Source organism: Enterobacter sp. 168J2 (genome assembly GCF_034107265.1).
Taxonomy (GTDB): Bacteria; Pseudomonadota; Gammaproteobacteria; order Enterobacterales; family Enterobacteriaceae; genus Enterobacter; species Enterobacter nematophilus.
In genome coordinates this window covers 1-15,060 of sequence record NZ_JAWNEB010000013.1, presented here as the reverse complement: position 1 = coordinate 15,060, position 15,060 = coordinate 1, and the positions used below count along the sequence as shown (strand labels likewise).

Annotated in this window: 13 protein-coding genes and 2 tRNA genes; 4 read left to right on the top strand and 11 right to left on the bottom strand. The window is 56.9% G+C overall.

The features are described from left to right. Positions 1-12: 12 nt before the first annotated feature. On the bottom strand, positions 13-2,037 hold the full coding sequence (gene rep, locus USG84_RS21455) for a DNA helicase Rep (RefSeq protein WP_028014817.1): 2,025 nt from the start codon (positions 2,035-2,037) through the stop codon (positions 13-15). 85 nt (positions 2,038-2,122) lie between these two features. Here rep and ppiC point away from each other — a divergent pair, with 85 nt between their 5' ends. Continuing rightward, positions 2,123-2,404 carry a peptidylprolyl isomerase PpiC gene (ppiC, locus tag USG84_RS21450; RefSeq protein ID WP_008501570.1) on the top strand — a complete coding sequence of 94 codons (282 nt, stop codon included), beginning with the start codon at positions 2,123-2,125 and terminating at the stop codon, positions 2,402-2,404. A 93-nt stretch (positions 2,405-2,497) separates the two neighbouring features. Here ppiC and ilvC read toward each other — a convergent pair whose 3' ends face one another. Then, positions 2,498-3,973, bottom strand: a complete 1,476-nt coding sequence (gene ilvC, locus USG84_RS21445; protein ID WP_021242831.1) for a ketol-acid reductoisomerase — start codon at positions 3,971-3,973, stop codon at positions 2,498-2,500. Between the two features lie 152 nt (positions 3,974-4,125). Between ilvC and ilvY the strand changes: the two genes are divergently transcribed. After that, positions 4,126-5,016, top strand: coding sequence for an HTH-type transcriptional activator IlvY (gene ilvY / locus USG84_RS21440; RefSeq protein ID WP_253543427.1), 891 nt, complete (start codon positions 4,126-4,128; stop codon positions 5,014-5,016). Here ilvY and ilvA read toward each other — a convergent pair. From ilvA to ilvL, 6 genes are all read right to left on the bottom strand, one after another. Beyond that, on the bottom strand, positions 5,013-6,557 hold the full coding sequence (gene ilvA, locus USG84_RS21435; protein WP_154643336.1) for a threonine ammonia-lyase, biosynthetic: 1,545 nt from the start codon (positions 6,555-6,557) through the stop codon (positions 5,013-5,015). The two genes, ilvY and ilvA, sit on opposite strands and share 4 nt — an antisense overlap. Before the next feature lie 2 nt (positions 6,558-6,559). Continuing rightward, positions 6,560-8,410: a dihydroxy-acid dehydratase gene (gene ilvD, locus USG84_RS21430; protein WP_045909248.1), complete on the bottom strand. Its 1,851-nt coding sequence runs from the start codon at positions 8,408-8,410 to the stop codon at positions 6,560-6,562. A 60-nt stretch (positions 8,411-8,470) separates the two neighbouring features. Further along, positions 8,471-9,400 carry a branched-chain-amino-acid transaminase gene (gene ilvE / locus USG84_RS21425; protein ID WP_023326297.1) on the bottom strand — a complete coding sequence of 310 codons (930 nt, stop codon included), beginning with the start codon at positions 9,398-9,400 and terminating at the stop codon, positions 8,471-8,473. 18 nt (positions 9,401-9,418) lie between these two features. Further along, the gene (gene ilvM, locus USG84_RS21420; RefSeq protein ID WP_003860184.1) at positions 9,419-9,682 is read right to left on the bottom strand and encodes an acetolactate synthase 2 small subunit; all 264 of its coding nucleotides are present in this window, start codon (positions 9,680-9,682) and stop codon (positions 9,419-9,421) included. After that, on the bottom strand, positions 9,679-11,325 hold the full coding sequence (gene ilvG, locus USG84_RS21415; protein ID WP_253543428.1) for an acetolactate synthase 2 catalytic subunit: 1,647 nt from the start codon (positions 11,323-11,325) through the stop codon (positions 9,679-9,681). Before ilvG ends, ilvM begins: the two co-directional genes overlap by 4 nt. A 139-nt stretch (positions 11,326-11,464) precedes the next feature. Further along, a complete protein-coding gene (ilvL, locus tag USG84_RS21410) occupies positions 11,465-11,563 on the bottom strand; it encodes an ilv operon leader peptide (protein ID WP_001311244.1) in 99 nt (32 codons plus the stop codon). A gap of 341 nt (positions 11,564-11,904) precedes the next feature. On the opposite strand from ilvL, the gene USG84_RS21405 reads away from it, so the two are divergent. Continuing rightward, a complete protein-coding gene (locus USG84_RS21405; protein WP_151413018.1) occupies positions 11,905-13,425 on the top strand; it encodes a YifB family Mg chelatase-like AAA ATPase in 1,521 nt (506 codons plus the stop codon). A 25-nt stretch (positions 13,426-13,450) separates the two neighbouring features. Here the strand turns inward: USG84_RS21405 and USG84_RS21400 are convergent, their stop codons facing one another. Further along, positions 13,451-13,789 (bottom strand): DUF413 domain-containing protein, encoded by a 339-nt coding sequence (locus USG84_RS21400; RefSeq protein ID WP_008501577.1) that lies wholly within the window; start codon positions 13,787-13,789, stop codon positions 13,451-13,453. A 118-nt stretch (positions 13,790-13,907) separates the two neighbouring features. Here USG84_RS21400 and hdfR point away from each other — a divergent pair, with 118 nt between their 5' ends. Next, on the top strand, positions 13,908-14,729 hold the full coding sequence (hdfR, locus tag USG84_RS21395; protein ID WP_253543429.1) for an HTH-type transcriptional regulator HdfR: 822 nt from the start codon (positions 13,908-13,910) through the stop codon (positions 14,727-14,729). Between the two features lie 98 nt (positions 14,730-14,827). Here the strand turns inward: hdfR and USG84_RS21390 are convergent. Both USG84_RS21390 and USG84_RS21385 read right to left on the bottom strand, forming a co-directional pair. Further along, positions 14,828-14,903: transfer RNA gene (locus USG84_RS21390), tRNA-Trp, on the bottom strand. A gap of 54 nt (positions 14,904-14,957) precedes the next feature. Beyond that, a tRNA-Asp gene (locus USG84_RS21385) sits at positions 14,958-15,034 on the bottom strand. Between the last annotated feature and the right edge of the window lie 26 nt (positions 15,035-15,060).

Here is a 15,060-nt window from a genome sequence, read left to right as displayed (position 1 = left end):
GCCTGCTCATCGCTATCCTTTCTCTTTGGCTTTTGCCAGCATGGCGCGAATGTTCGCCACGTTAGCCTGCCCTTTGTGCATCCGCTCTTCCGCGGTAATCACTTTGCGCTCCTGTTCCCAGATAAGATCGTCCTGCGGCAGTTCCAGCAGGAAACGACTCGGCTCAGGGCGAACCAGTTCACCGTACTGACGGCGCTCTTTACACAGCGTGAACGTGAGCTCTTTCTGCGCGCGGGTGATCCCCACGTAGGCCAGACGGCGCTCCTCGTCGACGTTATCTTCATCAATGCTGCTCTGGTGCGGCAATAACCCTTCTTCCATACCGACAAGATACACATACGGGAACTCCAGCCCTTTTGACGCGTGCAGCGTCATCAGCTGAACCTGGTCGGCCTCTTCTTCACTCTCGCCGCGCTCCATCATGTCACGCAGGGTAAAGCGGGTGACCACCTGCGTTAGCGTCATCGGCTCATCTATCTCAGAGCCTTCCAGCATTTCGGTCATCCAGCTAAAAAGCTGGTTAACGTTCTTCATACGCATTTCTGCCGCTTTCGGGCTGGCAGAGGTTTCGTACAGCCAGGATTCGTAGTCAATGCCGTGGATCAGATCGCGTACTGCAGCCACGGGCTCGCGCTCAGCCAGGCGCTGCACCTCACCCAGCCAGTGGGTGAAGCGGGTTAAATTATCGTACCCGCGCCCCGTCAGCGTCTGGCTCAGCCCCATATCAAAGCTGGCGGTAAACAGGCTCTTATTGCGGGTCATCGCCCATTCACCCAGCTTTTGCAGCGTCGCCGGACCAATCTCGCGCTTCGGCGTATTCACGATACGCAGAAACGCGCTGTCGTCATCCGGGTTCGTGAGCACGCGCAGATAGGCCAGCAAATCTTTGATCTCTGGCCGTGAGAAGAACGAGGTGCCGCCGGAAATTTTGTACGGAATGCGGTTCTGCATCAGCATCTTTTCAAAGACGCGCGACTGGTGATTGCCGCGATAGAGGATCGCGTAATCCTTATATTCGGTTTTATTGACGAAGTGGTGGGCGATCAGTTCGCCCGTCACGCGCTCCGCCTCATGCTCTTCATTATTGGCGCTGAGCACCTTCAGCTCCGTACCGTAGCCCAGCTCGGAGAAGAGACGCTTTTCAAACACGTGCGGGTTATTGGCAATCAGGATGTTTGCCGCCTTCAGGATGCGCCCGGAGGAGCGGTAGTTCTGCTCCAGCTTAATCACCTGCAGCGCGGGAAAATCTTTGCTCAGAAGCACCAGGTTTTGCGGGCGTGCGCCACGCCAGGAGTAAATTGACTGGTCGTCGTCGCCTACCACGGTGAAGCGCGCGCGCTGCCCCACCAGCAGCTTCACCAGCTCGTACTGGCTGGTGTTGGTATCCTGATATTCGTCCACCAGCAGGTAGCGGATTTTATTCTGCCAGCGCTCGCGCACCTCTTCATTTCGCTGTAAAAGCAGCGTCGGCAGGAGGATCAGATCGTCGAAGTCCAGCACGTTGCACGCTTTCATGTGCGCGTCGTACAGACCATAGCAGTGGGCGAAGATACGATCCCGTTCGCCTTTGGCGATCGCCGCGGCCTGGGCCGGGGTCATCAGATCGTTTTTCCAGTTTGAGATCGTGGAGATCAGCTGCTGCAACAGCACCTTATCATCTTCGATCAGCCCCTCGGTGAGCTCTTTAAGCAACGCCACCTGGTCAGTGTCATCGAACAGCGAAAAGTTGGATTTCATCCCCAGCGCGGCATATTCACGCTTAATGATATCCAGCCCCAGCGTGTGGAAGGTGGAGATCATCAGCCCGCGCGCCTCTTTGCGCCCCAGCGTCTGGCCGACGCGCTCTTTCATCTCGCGCGCCGCTTTGTTGGTAAAGGTAACCGCCGCAATGTGGCGGGCCTGATAGCCGCAGCCGCGGATCAGGTGCGCAATCTTATTGGTGATGACGCGCGTTTTACCGGATCCTGCGCCCGCCAGTACCAGACACGGTCCGGTGACAAATTCGACGGCTTGTTGTTGTCCGGGGTTTAAACGCATAAATGATCGCTCAATGAAAGTCAGGAGGGGAGAATAACAGCGTGGTAGTATAGCGAGCCTAATCCATACCACTCAAGGCACGATCATGGCAAAAACAGCAGCAGCACTGCATATCCTTGTTAAAGAAGAGAAACTGGCTCTGGATCTTCTGGAGCAGATCAAAAACGGCGCCGACTTCGGCAAGCTGGCGAAGAAGCACTCTATTTGTCCGTCAGGCAAGCGCGGCGGCGATTTAGGTGAATTCCGTCAGGGTCAGATGGTTCCGGCGTTCGATAAAGTGGTCTTCTCCTGCCCGGTGCTGGAGCCGACTGGCCCACTGCATACGCAGTTCGGTTATCACGTGATCAAGGTCTTGTATCGGAAATAAACAGCAAGGCCTTCTCTAAGAGAAGGCCTTTAATGTTTGCACCCTCTCCCGGTGGGAGAGGGGCGGGGTGAGGGCATCAGCCCGCACCTGATGTTAACCTGCTACCGCGATACGTTTCATATCGGTCATGTAGCCACGCAGTTTGTGGCCCACTTTCTCGATCTGGTGGCTGCGAATCGCTTCGTTTACGTCGCGCAGCTGCGCGTTGTCTACCGCACCTTCCGCAATCGCTTTGCCCAGATCGCCCGTCTGCAGGGTGGTCATGAACTCTTTCAGCAGCGGTACGCAGGCGTAAGAGAACAGATAGTTACCGTATTCTGCGGTATCAGAGATAACCACGTTCATTTCGTACAGACGCTTACGGGCGATGGTGTTCGCGATCAGCGGCAGCTCGTGCAGAGATTCGTAGTACGCAGACTCTTCGATGATGCCGGAATCCACCATGGTTTCGAACGCCAGCTCAACGCCTGCTTTCACCATCGCAATCATCAGTACGCCTTTATCGAAGTACTCCTGCTCGCCGATTTTACCTTCATACTGCGGCGCGGTTTCGAACGCGGTTTTACCGGTCTCTTCACGCCAGGTCAGCAGTTTTTTGTCGTCGTTGGCCCAGTCCGCCATCATGCCGGAAGAGAATTCGCCGGAGATGATGTCGTCCATGTGTTTCTGGAACAGCGGTGCCATAATGGTTTTCAGCTGTTCAGACAGCGCGTAAGCACGCAGTTTTGCCGGGTTGGACAGGCGATCCATCATCAGCGTAATCCCACCCTGCTTCAGCGCTTCGGTGATGGTTTCCCAGCCGAACTGAATCAGTTTTTCTGCGTATGCCGGGTCAGTACCTTCTTCCACCAGCTTGTCGAAGCAGAGCAGAGAACCCGCCTGCAGCATACCGCACAGAATGGTCTGCTCGCCCATCAGGTCAGATTTCACTTCGGCAACGAAGGAGGATTCCAGAACGCCCGCGCGGTGGCCGCCGGTGGCCGCAGCCCACGCTTTAGCAATCGCCATGCCTTCGCCTTTCGGATCGTTTTCCGGGTGAACTGCGATAAGCGTCGGCACGCCGAAACCACGCTTGTACTCTTCGCGTACTTCCGTACCCGGGCACTTCGGTGCCACCATTACTACGGTGATGTCTTTACGGATCTGCTCGCCCACTTCAACGATGTTGAAGCCGTGGGAGTAACCCAGCGCGGCGCCGTCTTTCATCAGCGGCTGTACGGAGCGCACTACGTCGGAGTGCTGCTTGTCTGGCGTCAGGTTAACGACCAGATCCGCCTGCGGGATCAGCTCTTCGTAAGTACCCACTTTGAAGCCGTTTTCGGTCGCTTTACGCCAGGAAGCGCGCTTCTCGGCAATCGCTTCTTTACGCAGGGCGTAGGAGATATCCAGACCGGAGTCACGCATGTTCAGGCCCTGGTTCAGACCCTGTGCGCCACAGCCGACGATGACCACTTTTTTACCCTGAAGGTAGCTCGCGCCATCGGCAAATTCATCGCGCGCCATGAAGCGGCATTTGCCCAGCTGCGCCAGCTGCTGGCGCAAGTTCAGTGTATTAAAGTAGTTAGCCATGGGTGATACCTCGTGATGTTGTGTGTCTTATTGTTCGGTTCGCGTTTCAGCGAGAATGTACCCACATTACAACAGGAAATTTATTGCGGAAATTGATATATTCACAACGTCACATTGCAATTTTTGCAATGTAAAAAGAGGGAGTGGAATCGGTGGATTTACGCGATCTAAAAATGTTCCTGCACCTGACGGAAAGCCGTCACTTTGGCCGCAGCGCCCGGGCGATGCACGTTAGCCCCTCCACGCTTTCGCGCCAGATCCAGCGCCTTGAGGAAGACCTCGGCCAGCCGCTCTTCGTGCGCGATAACCGTACCGTCACCCTCACGGAAGCGGGAGAAGAGCTGCGCATCTTTGCCCAGCAGACGCTGTTGCAGTACCAGCAGCTGCGGCACGCCATTGACCAGCAGGGACCGTCGCTTTCCGGCGAGCTGCATATTTTCTGCTCCGTGACCGCCGCCTACAGCCATCTGCCGCCGATCCTTGACCGCTTCCGCGCGGCGCATCCGTCGGTTGAAATTAAGCTCACCACCGGCGATGCCGCCGACGCAATGGAAAAAGTGGTGACCGGCGAAGCGGATCTCGCCATCGCCGGGAAACCCGAAACCCTGCCGGGCGCGGTGGCGTTCTCGATGCTGGAGAATCTGGCGGTGGTGCTGATTGCCCCGGCGCTGCCCTGCCCGGTGCGTAATCAGGTCTCGGTGGAAAAACCGGACTGGTCAACGGTGCCGTTTATCATGGCCGATCAGGGGCCGGTGCGTCGCCGCATCGAGCTGTGGTTCCGCCGTCAGAAAATCAGCAACCCGTCCATTTACGCTACCGTTAGCGGCCATGAGGCGATGGTGTCGATGGTGGCGCTCGGCTGCGGCGTGGCGCTGCTCCCGGAAGTGGTGCTGGAAAACAGCCCGGAACCGGTGCGCAATCGCGTGATGATTCTGGAGCGCAGCGACGAGAAGACGCCGTTTGAGCTTGGCGTGTGCGCACAAAAAAAGCGGCTGCATGAGCCGCTTATTGATGCGTTCTGGCAGATATTGCCGAACCACTAGCCCGCCAGAAAGAACCTGAACGCCGGGTTATGGGTTTCGTCATGGCACTCATAGCCCAGCTCGTTCAGCCGCGTTTCGAAATCCGGCTCGTGCTCGCCCAGTTCGAACGCCGCCAGCACGCGGCCGTAGTCGGTGCCGTGGCTGCGGTAGTGGAACAGAGAGATGTTCCAGTGCGTGCCCAGCGTGTGCAGGAACTTGAGCAGCGCGCCCGGTGATTCCGGGAACTCGAAGCTGAACAGACGTTCCTGGAGCGGCTTTGAGGGACGACCGCCAACCATGTAACGCACGTGCAGCTTTGCCATCTCATCGTCAGAAAGATCGACCACGCTGTAGCCGCCGTTATGCAGCAGGCTGAGGATCTCTTTGCGCTCCTCCACGCCCCGGCTCAGACGCACGCCGACAAAGATGCAGGCATCTTTGGCATCGGCAAAACGGTAGTTGAACTCCGTTACCGAACGACCGCCCAGCAGCTGGCAGAACTTGAGGAAGCTGCCCTTCTCTTCCGGGATGGTCACCGCCAGCAGCGCTTCACGCTGTTCGCCCAGCTCGCAGCGCTCGGAAACGTAGCGCAGGCCGTGGAAGTTCACGTTGGCGCCGGAAAGCACGTGCGCCAGACGCTCGCCGCGAATGTTGTGCTGCGCGATGTATTTTTTCATCCCCGCCAGCGCCAGCGCGCCGGACGGTTCCGCCACCGCACGCACGTCCTCGAACAGATCCTTCATCGCCGCGCAGATAGCATCGCTGTCTACGGTGACGATATCGTCGAGATATTCCCGGCACAGGCGGAAGGTTTCGTCGCCAATGCGCTTCACCGCCACGCCCTCGGCAAACAGCCCAACGCGCGGCAGGTCTACCGGATGACCGGCATCCAGCGCCGCCTTCAGGCAGGCAGAGTCTTCTGCTTCAACGGCGATGACTTTGATCTGCGGCATCAGCTGTTTGATAAGCACCGCCACGCCCGCCGCTAGCCCGCCACCTCCCACCGGAACGAAGACGCGGTCAAGGTGGGCATCCTGCTGCAGCAGCTCAAGCGCCAGCGTGCCCTGCCCGGCAATCACCATCGGGTGGTCAAACGGCGGCACCCAGGTGAAGCCCTGCTGCTGCGCCAGCTCGATCGCTTTGGCTTTCGCTTCGTCAAAATTGGCACCGTGAAGCAGCACTTCCCCGCCGAAACCGCGGACCGCGTCGACTTTGATGTCTGCGGTAGCGACCGGCATCACGATCAGCGCTTTCAGCCCCAGACGAGCGGACGAGAACGCCACGCCCTGGGCGTGGTTGCCCGCCGACGCGGTAATCACGCCGCGCGCTTTCTGCTCGTCGGTCAGCCCGGCCATCATCGCGTAGGCGCCGCGCAGCTTGAAGCTGTGCACCGGCTGGCGATCTTCGCGCTTCACCAGAATAACGTTGTCGAGGCGCGAAGAGAGTTTTTCCATTTTCTGCAGGGGCGTAACCTGCACGGCTTCATAGACCGGCGCGCGCAGCACCGCTCTCAGGTATTCCGCCCCCTCGGGGGCGGCGGATAAGGGTTGAGACTCGGCCATCATTAGCCCCCAAGTTTAGATTTATCGCGCACAGCGCCTTTATCTGCACTGGTGGCAAGGCTGGCGTAAGCGCGCAGGGCGAAGGAGACTTCACGCTGGCGATCTTTCGGGGTCCAGGCTTTGTCGCCGCGGGCTTCCTGCGCTTCACGACGGGCCGCAATCTCCTGGTCGCTCAGCTTCAGCTGGATGCCGCGATTCGGAATATCGATTTCAATCAGGTCGCCGTCTTCGATGATGGCGATGTTGCCGCCGCTTGCCGCTTCCGGGGAGACGTGGCCGATGGAGAGGCCGGAGGTGCCGCCGGAGAAACGCCCGTCGGTGATCAGCGCACAGGCTTTACCGAGCCCCATGGATTTCAGGAAGGTGGTTGGATAGAGCATCTCCTGCATGCCCGGACCGCCTTTCGGCCCTTCGTAGCGAATGACAACCACGTCGCCTTCCACTACTTTGCCGCCGAGAATGGCGTCTACCGCTTCATCCTGGCTTTCGTACACTTTCGCCGGACCGGTGAATTTCAGGATGCTGTCGTCCACGCCTGCGGTTTTCACGATGCAGCCGTTTTCCGCAAAGTTACCGTACAGCACGGCCAGACCGCCGTCTTTGCTGTAGGCGTGTTCCAGCGAGCGGATGCAGCCTTCGGCGCGGTCATCGTCCAGGGTGTCCCAGCGGCAGTCCTGCGAGAACGCCTGGGTGGTACGAATACCGGCAGGGCCGGCGCGGAACATCTTTTTCACCGCGTCGTCTTTGGTCAGCATCACGTCGTACTGGTCCAGCGACTCCGGCAGCGTCAGGCCGAGCACGTTTTTCACGTCACGGTTCAGCAGCCCGGCACGATCCAGCTCGCCGAGAATACCAATGACGCCACCCGCGCGGTGTACGTCCTCCATATGGTACTTCTGGGTACTCGGGGCAACCTTACACAGCTGCGGCACTTTGCGGGAGAGCTTGTCGATATCGCTCATGGTGAAGTCGATTTCGGCTTCCTGCGCGGCGGCCAGCAGGTGCAGAACGGTGTTAGTGGAACCGCCCATGGCAATATCCAGCGTCATGGCGTTCTCGAACGCGGCTTTGCTGGCGATGCTGCGCGGCAGCGCGCTGGCGTCGTCCTGCTCGTAGTAGCGTTTGGTCAGCTCAACGATGCGTTTACCCGCGTTGAGGAACAGCTGCTTGCGGTCGGCATGGGTCGCCAGCAGCGAGCCGTTGCCCGGCTGCGAGAGGCCCAGCGCTTCGGTCAGGCAGTTCATGGAGTTGGCGGTGAACATCCCGGAACAGGAGCCGCAGGTCGGACACGCGGAGCGTTCCACCTGATCGCTCTGCTCGTCCGAGACTTTCGGATCCGCGCCCTGGATCATGGCATCGACCAGGTCGAGCTTGATGATTTTATCGGAGAGCTTGGTTTTTCCCGCTTCCATCGGCCCGCCGGAGACGAAGATCACCGGAATGTTCAGGCGCAGGGAGGCCATCAGCATCCCCGGGGTGATTTTGTCGCAGTTGGAAATACAGACCATCGCATCGGCGCAGTGGGCGTTAACCATATACTCTACGGAGTCGGCGATCAGCTCGCGCGACGGCAGCGAATAGAGCATGCCCCCGTGACCCATCGCGATACCATCATCCACCGCAATGGTGTTGAACTCTTTCGCCACGCCGCCGGAGGCTTCGATTTGCTCGGCAACCAGCTTACCGAGATCGCGCAGGTGCACGTGGCCCGGTACAAACTGGGTGAAGGAGTTCACCACGGCGATAATTGGCTTGCCGAAATCGGCGTCGGTCATTCCGGTGGCGCGCCACAGCGCACGGGCTCCCGCCATGTTACGGCCGTGGGTGGTGGTGGCTGAACGATACTTAGGCATGCTTTATTTACTCCCGTCTGACTATTTAATAGGACGGTGCGTGCCGTCCCAAATTTATACTTAGTGATTAACCTGATCCAACCAGCCGTATTTATCTTCTGTTTCGCCGGTGAAGAGGCCAAAGAACGCCTGCTGAATGCGTTTGGTGACCGGACCACAGCGGCCTTCGCCCACCTGGATCCCGTCTACGCTGCGCACCGGCGTGATCTCAGCCGCCGTGCCGGACATAAAGACTTCATCGGCCAGATACAGGGATTCGCGGGAGAGCACCTGCTCGCGCACTTCGATACCGAGATCTTTCGCCAGCTTGATGATCGCGTCGCGGGTAATGCCCGGCAGCGCCGACGAGGTGAACGGCGGGGTGAAAAGAATGCCGTCTTTAACTTCAAACAGGTTTTCGCCCGCACCTTCAGAGATGTAGCCATTCACGTCGAGCGCGATACCTTCCTGATAGCCGTGGCGGCGCGCTTCGCTGCCGACCAGCAGTGAGGAGAGGTAGTTACCGCCCGCTTTTGCAGCGGTCGGGATGGTGTTTGGCGCCACGCGGTTCCAGGAAGAGACCATTGCGTCGATCCCCTGCTCCAGGGCTTCTGCACCCAGGTAGGCACCCCATGGGAACGCGGCAATGATCACATCGGTGTTATAGCCCGCTGGCGGGTTTACGCCCATGCCGACATCGCCCACGAAGACCAGCGGACGAATATAGGCGCTGGTCAGGTTGTTCTTACGAATCACGTCGCGGCAGGCTTCCATCAGCTCATCAACGCTTTGAGAAACCGGGAAACGATAAATTTTGGCTGAGTCATGCAAACGCTGCATGTGTTCGCGATGGCGGAACACCACTGGCCCTTTGTGAGAATCGTAGCAACGGATGCCTTCAAACACGGAGGTACCGTAGTGCAGCGCGTGGGACATCACGTGGACTTTCGCGTCCTCCCAGCGAACCATCTCACCATTGAACCAAATGTAATCAGCTTTTTTTGTCGTCATTTTTTCGTCCTGTTACGCTCAAGCGCGGATTTGTTGTGATGTGGTTGTGCTCTGGCAGATGGCAACATGGGCAACGTCTACCAGCTTTGATAACTGACTAAACAGTAAGTCGACCGGCCGCGGGCTGGCAACGGTTAATTCGATACTGATGTTTTGCGCGTCGGTGGCCGTTTCCATATTCATAGAGCAAATCTGAAAGCCACGGTGACGGACCACGCGCAAAACGCGCTCTAAGGTTTCCGGGTTGAAGCGAGCCTGCACGGCGACCTGATGTTGCATCATGATAATTTCTCCAGCATTTGTGAGTTACTGGCACCGGGCGGTACCAACGGCCAGACGTTCTCAAGCTCGTCGATTGAGACATGAAGCAGGTATGGCCCTTCGCTTGACAGCATGGTGTCGAGTGCCGCTTCAACCTGGTCTTTACGGGTGATGTGCTGGCCAGGAATGCCGAAGGCGCTGGCCAGGGTGAGGAAATCGGGGTTATCGGTCAGGGTTGTTTCGCTGTAACGCTCCTGGAAGAACAGCTGCTGCCACTGGCGAACCATCCCTAAACGCTGGTTATCGAGCAGCACGATCTTCAGCGGTAACTGCTTGCGCTTCACGGTGCCGAGCTCCTGAACGTTCATCATGAAGGAGCCGTCACCGGAGATACAGATTACGGTATCGTTCGGGCGGGCTACCTGTGCGCCGACGGCGGCCGGCAGGCCGAAGCCCATGGTGCCTAAGCCGCTGGAGGTGATGAAGTTTTCCGGGCGGGTGTAGGTCATGTGCTGGGCGGACCACATCTGGTGCTGGCCCACATCCGTCGTCACCACGCTGTCTGCGGGTTTACGGTCGGACAGCTGTTTCAACAGCAGCGGCGCGTAGATGGCCTCGCCGGGGTGGTCGTAACGGCAGGCGTGCTCCGCGCGCATGTCCGCGGTGTGCTGACGCCATGCATTGATATCCAGCGGCTGCTGCAGTGCCGGTAACAGCGCGTTGAGATCGCCCTGCAGCGCGACGTGCGCCTGACGCAGCTTGTTCATCTCCGCCGGGTCGATATCCATATGGATCACTTTGGCATTCGGCGCGAAGGTATTCAGCTTGCCAGTGACGCGGTCGTCAAAACGAGCCCCCACAGCGATGAGCAGATCGCACTCCTGCACCGCCAGGTTTGCCGCCTTAGTGCCATGCATTCCCAGCATGCCGAGGTAGTACGGGTAGTCCGCGTCGACTGCGCCCAGACCTTTCAGCGTGCAGGTAGCGGGCATCTGCGTCACCGCGATAAATTCGCGCAGGGCAGGAACGGCCTGCGCCATGCCCACGCCACCGCCGACGTACAGCATCGGCTGCTTCGCCTGCGCCATCATCTGACGCGCTTCTTCGACGTCTGCATGCGGGAACGCATCGTTGCTTTCAACGGTAGAGAAGTGCGGCTCCAGATCGCCAAGTGCAACCTGGATATCTTTCGGGATATCCACCAGAACCGGGCCAGGACGGCCAGAACTGGCAACCTCGAACGCTTCGGCCATGACGCGCGGCAGCTCTTCGAGAGATTGAACGAGGAAGCTGTGCTTGGTGCAGGCCAGCGATAAGCCGAGGACGTCCACTTCCTGGAAGGCATCAGTACCGATGAACGGAGAGGCCACCTGACCGGTGATCGCCACGATGGGGACGGAATCGAGCAGCGCGTCAGCCAGGCCGGTGATCAGGTTCGTTGCGCCCGGACCTGAAGTCGCCATGCATACACCGGTTTTACCTGTCGCGCGGGCATAGCCAATGGCTGCCATCGCTGCGCCCTGCTCGTGTCGGCACAAGAGGTGTTCCACGCCGCCGTCATACAGTGCATCGTAAATCGGCATAATTGCGCCACCCGGATAACCGAATACGGTTTCGACTCCCTGCGCGCGCAACGCATGTACTACCCATTGTGCCCCATTCATAGTTAGTTCCCCGTCATAAATCTAAAGAAACAGAATTTTGTGCTAGTCGTCATGCTCTGCTCCTCGTTTAAGTTTTTTAGTCATAAAAAAACCCCCGGACCTTTCGGTGCGGGGGTCTTAGTTCGTTAAGGCTTGATTTCTAAGCCTTTCCTCGTCCAAGTGCAGCCCCGCACGGTGGGATAATAATCACCACCACGCTAATCACGACCAGGCTAATCACTCGTAGAAGGGCTGTCATTTTCAGTTCTTTTTGCATCTTGTTCGAAGGAATACCTAAAGAGTTATCACAGTTTTTAAATCAAACACAAGATTTATTTATGACGAGCTTGGTTAGCAAGCGAATCATATTTTCTGAAAGCATTGTTTTATATGAGGAAATTAGGGGATGAATATTTTTCATTTTTTTATTGCGGACCTGGCCATGAAAGCGCGCCTTTTTACATTTTGCGAGTATTCTTCCACGGTTATGCAATGGTTTCACTGCGCCCTGAAAATCTCTGAACAGGCGGCGTAAATACGTAAAAAGACGCTAAACAGAAAAAACAGGCACTGGCATAGTCACACCAGGAGGTAGTACAAATGTCACTGTCAGTTGTTTATACGCGAGCGGCTCTCGGGGTAAAGGCTCCGCTTATTTCCGTTGAGGTTCATTTGAGTAATGGGCTGCCCGGACTCACGCTTGTCGGGTTACCTGAAACCACGGTCAAAGAGGCCAGGGACCGCGTTCGTAGCGCAATAATAAACAGCGGTTATACCTTCCCCGCAAAGAAGATCACCATCAACCTTGCTCCCGCCGACCTGCCCAAAGAGGGTGGTCGATACGATTTACCTATCGCAATTGCGCTTCTCGCGGCTTCTGAGCAGCTTAATACGACCAGGCTAGGCTCGTATGAGTTCGTGGGTGAACTCGCGCTCACAGGCGCGCTGAGAGGCGTTCCCGGTGCGATATCGGGAGCGCTGGAAGCCATACGTGCAGGGCGGAAAATCGTTGTGGCCAATGAAAACGCATCAGAAGTGAGTCTTATTGCAGAAAAAGGATGCCTCATCGCCGGGCATCTTCAGGAAGTGTGCGCCTGGCTGGAAGGCCGCCATGAACTGTCCGAGCCGGAAGAAAGTGACGAGGCTATAGCGGATGCGCCAGAAGACCTCAGCGAGATCATGGGACAAGAGCAAGGGAAACGGGCGCTGGAGATTACGGCAGCGGGTGGTCACAATCTTCTGCTGATTGGCCCGCCGGGTACGGGCAAAACCATGCTGGCAAGCAGGCTGAGCGGGTTGCTCCCGCCGCTTAATAACCATGAAGCGCTGGAAAGCGCCGCCATCTACAGCCTGATCGGTTCGACGTCATTGCACAAACAGTGGCGTCGACGTCCCTTTCGTTCCCCGCATCATAGCGCTTCGCTGACGGCAATGGTCGGCGGTGGGTCTATTCCGGGGCCGGGTGAGATCTCGCTGGCACACAATGGCATTCTGTTTCTCGATGAGCTGCCTGAATTTGAGCGCCGCGTGCTGGATGCACTGAGGGAGCCCATTGAATCCGGTGAGATACATATCTCACGCACGCGAGCCAAAATAAGCTATCCCGCCCGTTTTCAGCTCGTGGCGGCGATGAATCCCAGCCCGACGGGGCATTATCAGGGCAACCATAACCGCTGTACGCCAGAGCAGACGCTGCGCTATCTGGGAAAGCTGTCTGGCCCGTTTCTCGACCGTTTCGATTTATCACTGGAAATCCCCCTTCCGCCGCCGGGCCTGCTCAGGCAGACCGATAGACTGGGTGAAAGCTCCGCGCACGTTCGCGAGCGGGTTATCGCGGCGCAGGCGCGACAGTATGCCCGTCAAAACAGGCTGAATGCACGGCTGGATAATGCCGGGATCCGACAGTTTTGTTCTCTTGACGTTGACGATGCGGCGTGGCTGGAGGAGACGTTGACGCGCTTTGGGCTTTCCATACGTGCGTGGCAGCGTTTATTGAAAGTGGCCAGAACCATTGCGGACGTGGAGGGCTGTGCTGACATTGAGAGGAAACACTTGCAGGAGGCGCTGAGCTATCGGGCGATCGATCGTTTGCTTTTGCATCTGCAAAAGTTATTGGCATAAAAAAGGGGCCGCAGCCCCTTTTTTATTAGTCGTCAGACTCGGTGTAGTCTTCTGCACCTTCCATCTGCGGTTTACCGCCAGACAGCGTATGGAAACGTTTTGGACGCTTAATGCGAGCCATGTACTTGATCCATACACGTTCTGCTTCAGACTGCGGCTCACGCTCACCACGGCACACTGAAACAAACTGCTTTTCATCTTCAGTTGCAGGCTCACGTTTACCCAGATCCAGCTCGTTAAAGGCATAACCATGACGCTCAAGCAGCTGCGCCTCTTTGATGGTGAAATCGCCGTGACGAGAGAACCCGCGCGGATAATGTTTATTGTCGAAAAAACGATTAGTCGTCGTAAAGCTTTCCGCCATCCTACACGCTCCTAATTCTTTGGCCGAGCTATTTATGGCGCGGAGTATTAGTTACGCTTGACAGAGTGTAAAACAAAACATTTAAATCATAACGACAAATTATTTTGCGGAGAAAGATGTGGATACGGAATTGCTAAAAACTTTCCTTGAAGTGAGCAGAACGCGTCACTTCGGGCGAGCCGCTGAAGCCCTTTACCTGACGCAGTCAGCAGTCAGTTTTCGTATTCGACAGCTGGAAAATCAACTGGGTGTGAATCTTTTTACCCGCCATCGCAACAACATCCGTCTCACGCCTGCCGGTGAAAAACTGCTTCCGTATGCGGAGACATTGATGAATACCTGGCAGGCAGCGCGCAAAGAGGTTGCGCATACGTCGAGGCACAACGAGTTCTCGATAGGGGCCAGCGCATCTCTGTGGGAATGCATGCTCAGTCAGTGGCTTACCCGGCTATATCACTCTCATGGCCATTTACAATTTGAAGCCAGAATTGCGCAACGTCAGTCGCTGGTTAAGCAACTCCATGAGCGTCAGCTGGATCTGCTTATTACAACAGAAGCCCCCAAGATGGACGAATTTAGCAGCCAGATTGTAGGGCAGTTCGGTCTGGCTCTTTATGCTTCTGAACCCTCAATGATGAAGGCAGACCTGAACTATTTGCGGCTGGAATGGGGACCTGATTTTCAGCAGCATGAGACGGGATTGATTGCACCTGATGATGTTCCACAGTTAACAACCAGTTCTGCCGAGATTGCCTGTCAGCAACTTCCCCTGTTGAAGGGTTGCACCTGGTTACCAGTCCGTTGGGCAGACACCAGGCCTGGACTGCATACCGTGGTGGATTCAACCACCCTTTCGCGGCCGCTGTATGCAATTTGGCTGCAAAATAGCGACAAGCAATCGCAGATAAAAGATCTATTAAAAATCAATATAATGGATTGATGCTGAGGCCAGCAGGGATGCTGGCTGCATTTAAGAATGGTGAAGTTTCACCAGGTTTCAGGCAAAAAAAATCCTTTGCCGAAGCAAAGGATTCTATATGGCAGGGGCGGAGAGACTCGAACTCGCGACACCCGGTTTTGGAGACCGGTGCTCTACCAACTGAGCTACGCCCCTAAAGTTTTTTGCCATTAAGCCTGCCATTACTGGCAGGCTTAACGTCTTAATAAGTGGCGGAACGGACGGGACTCGAACCCGCGACCCCCTGCGTGACAGGCAGGTATTCTAACCGACTGAACTACCGCTCCACCGAAGACTGCTTGTAACCACCGGA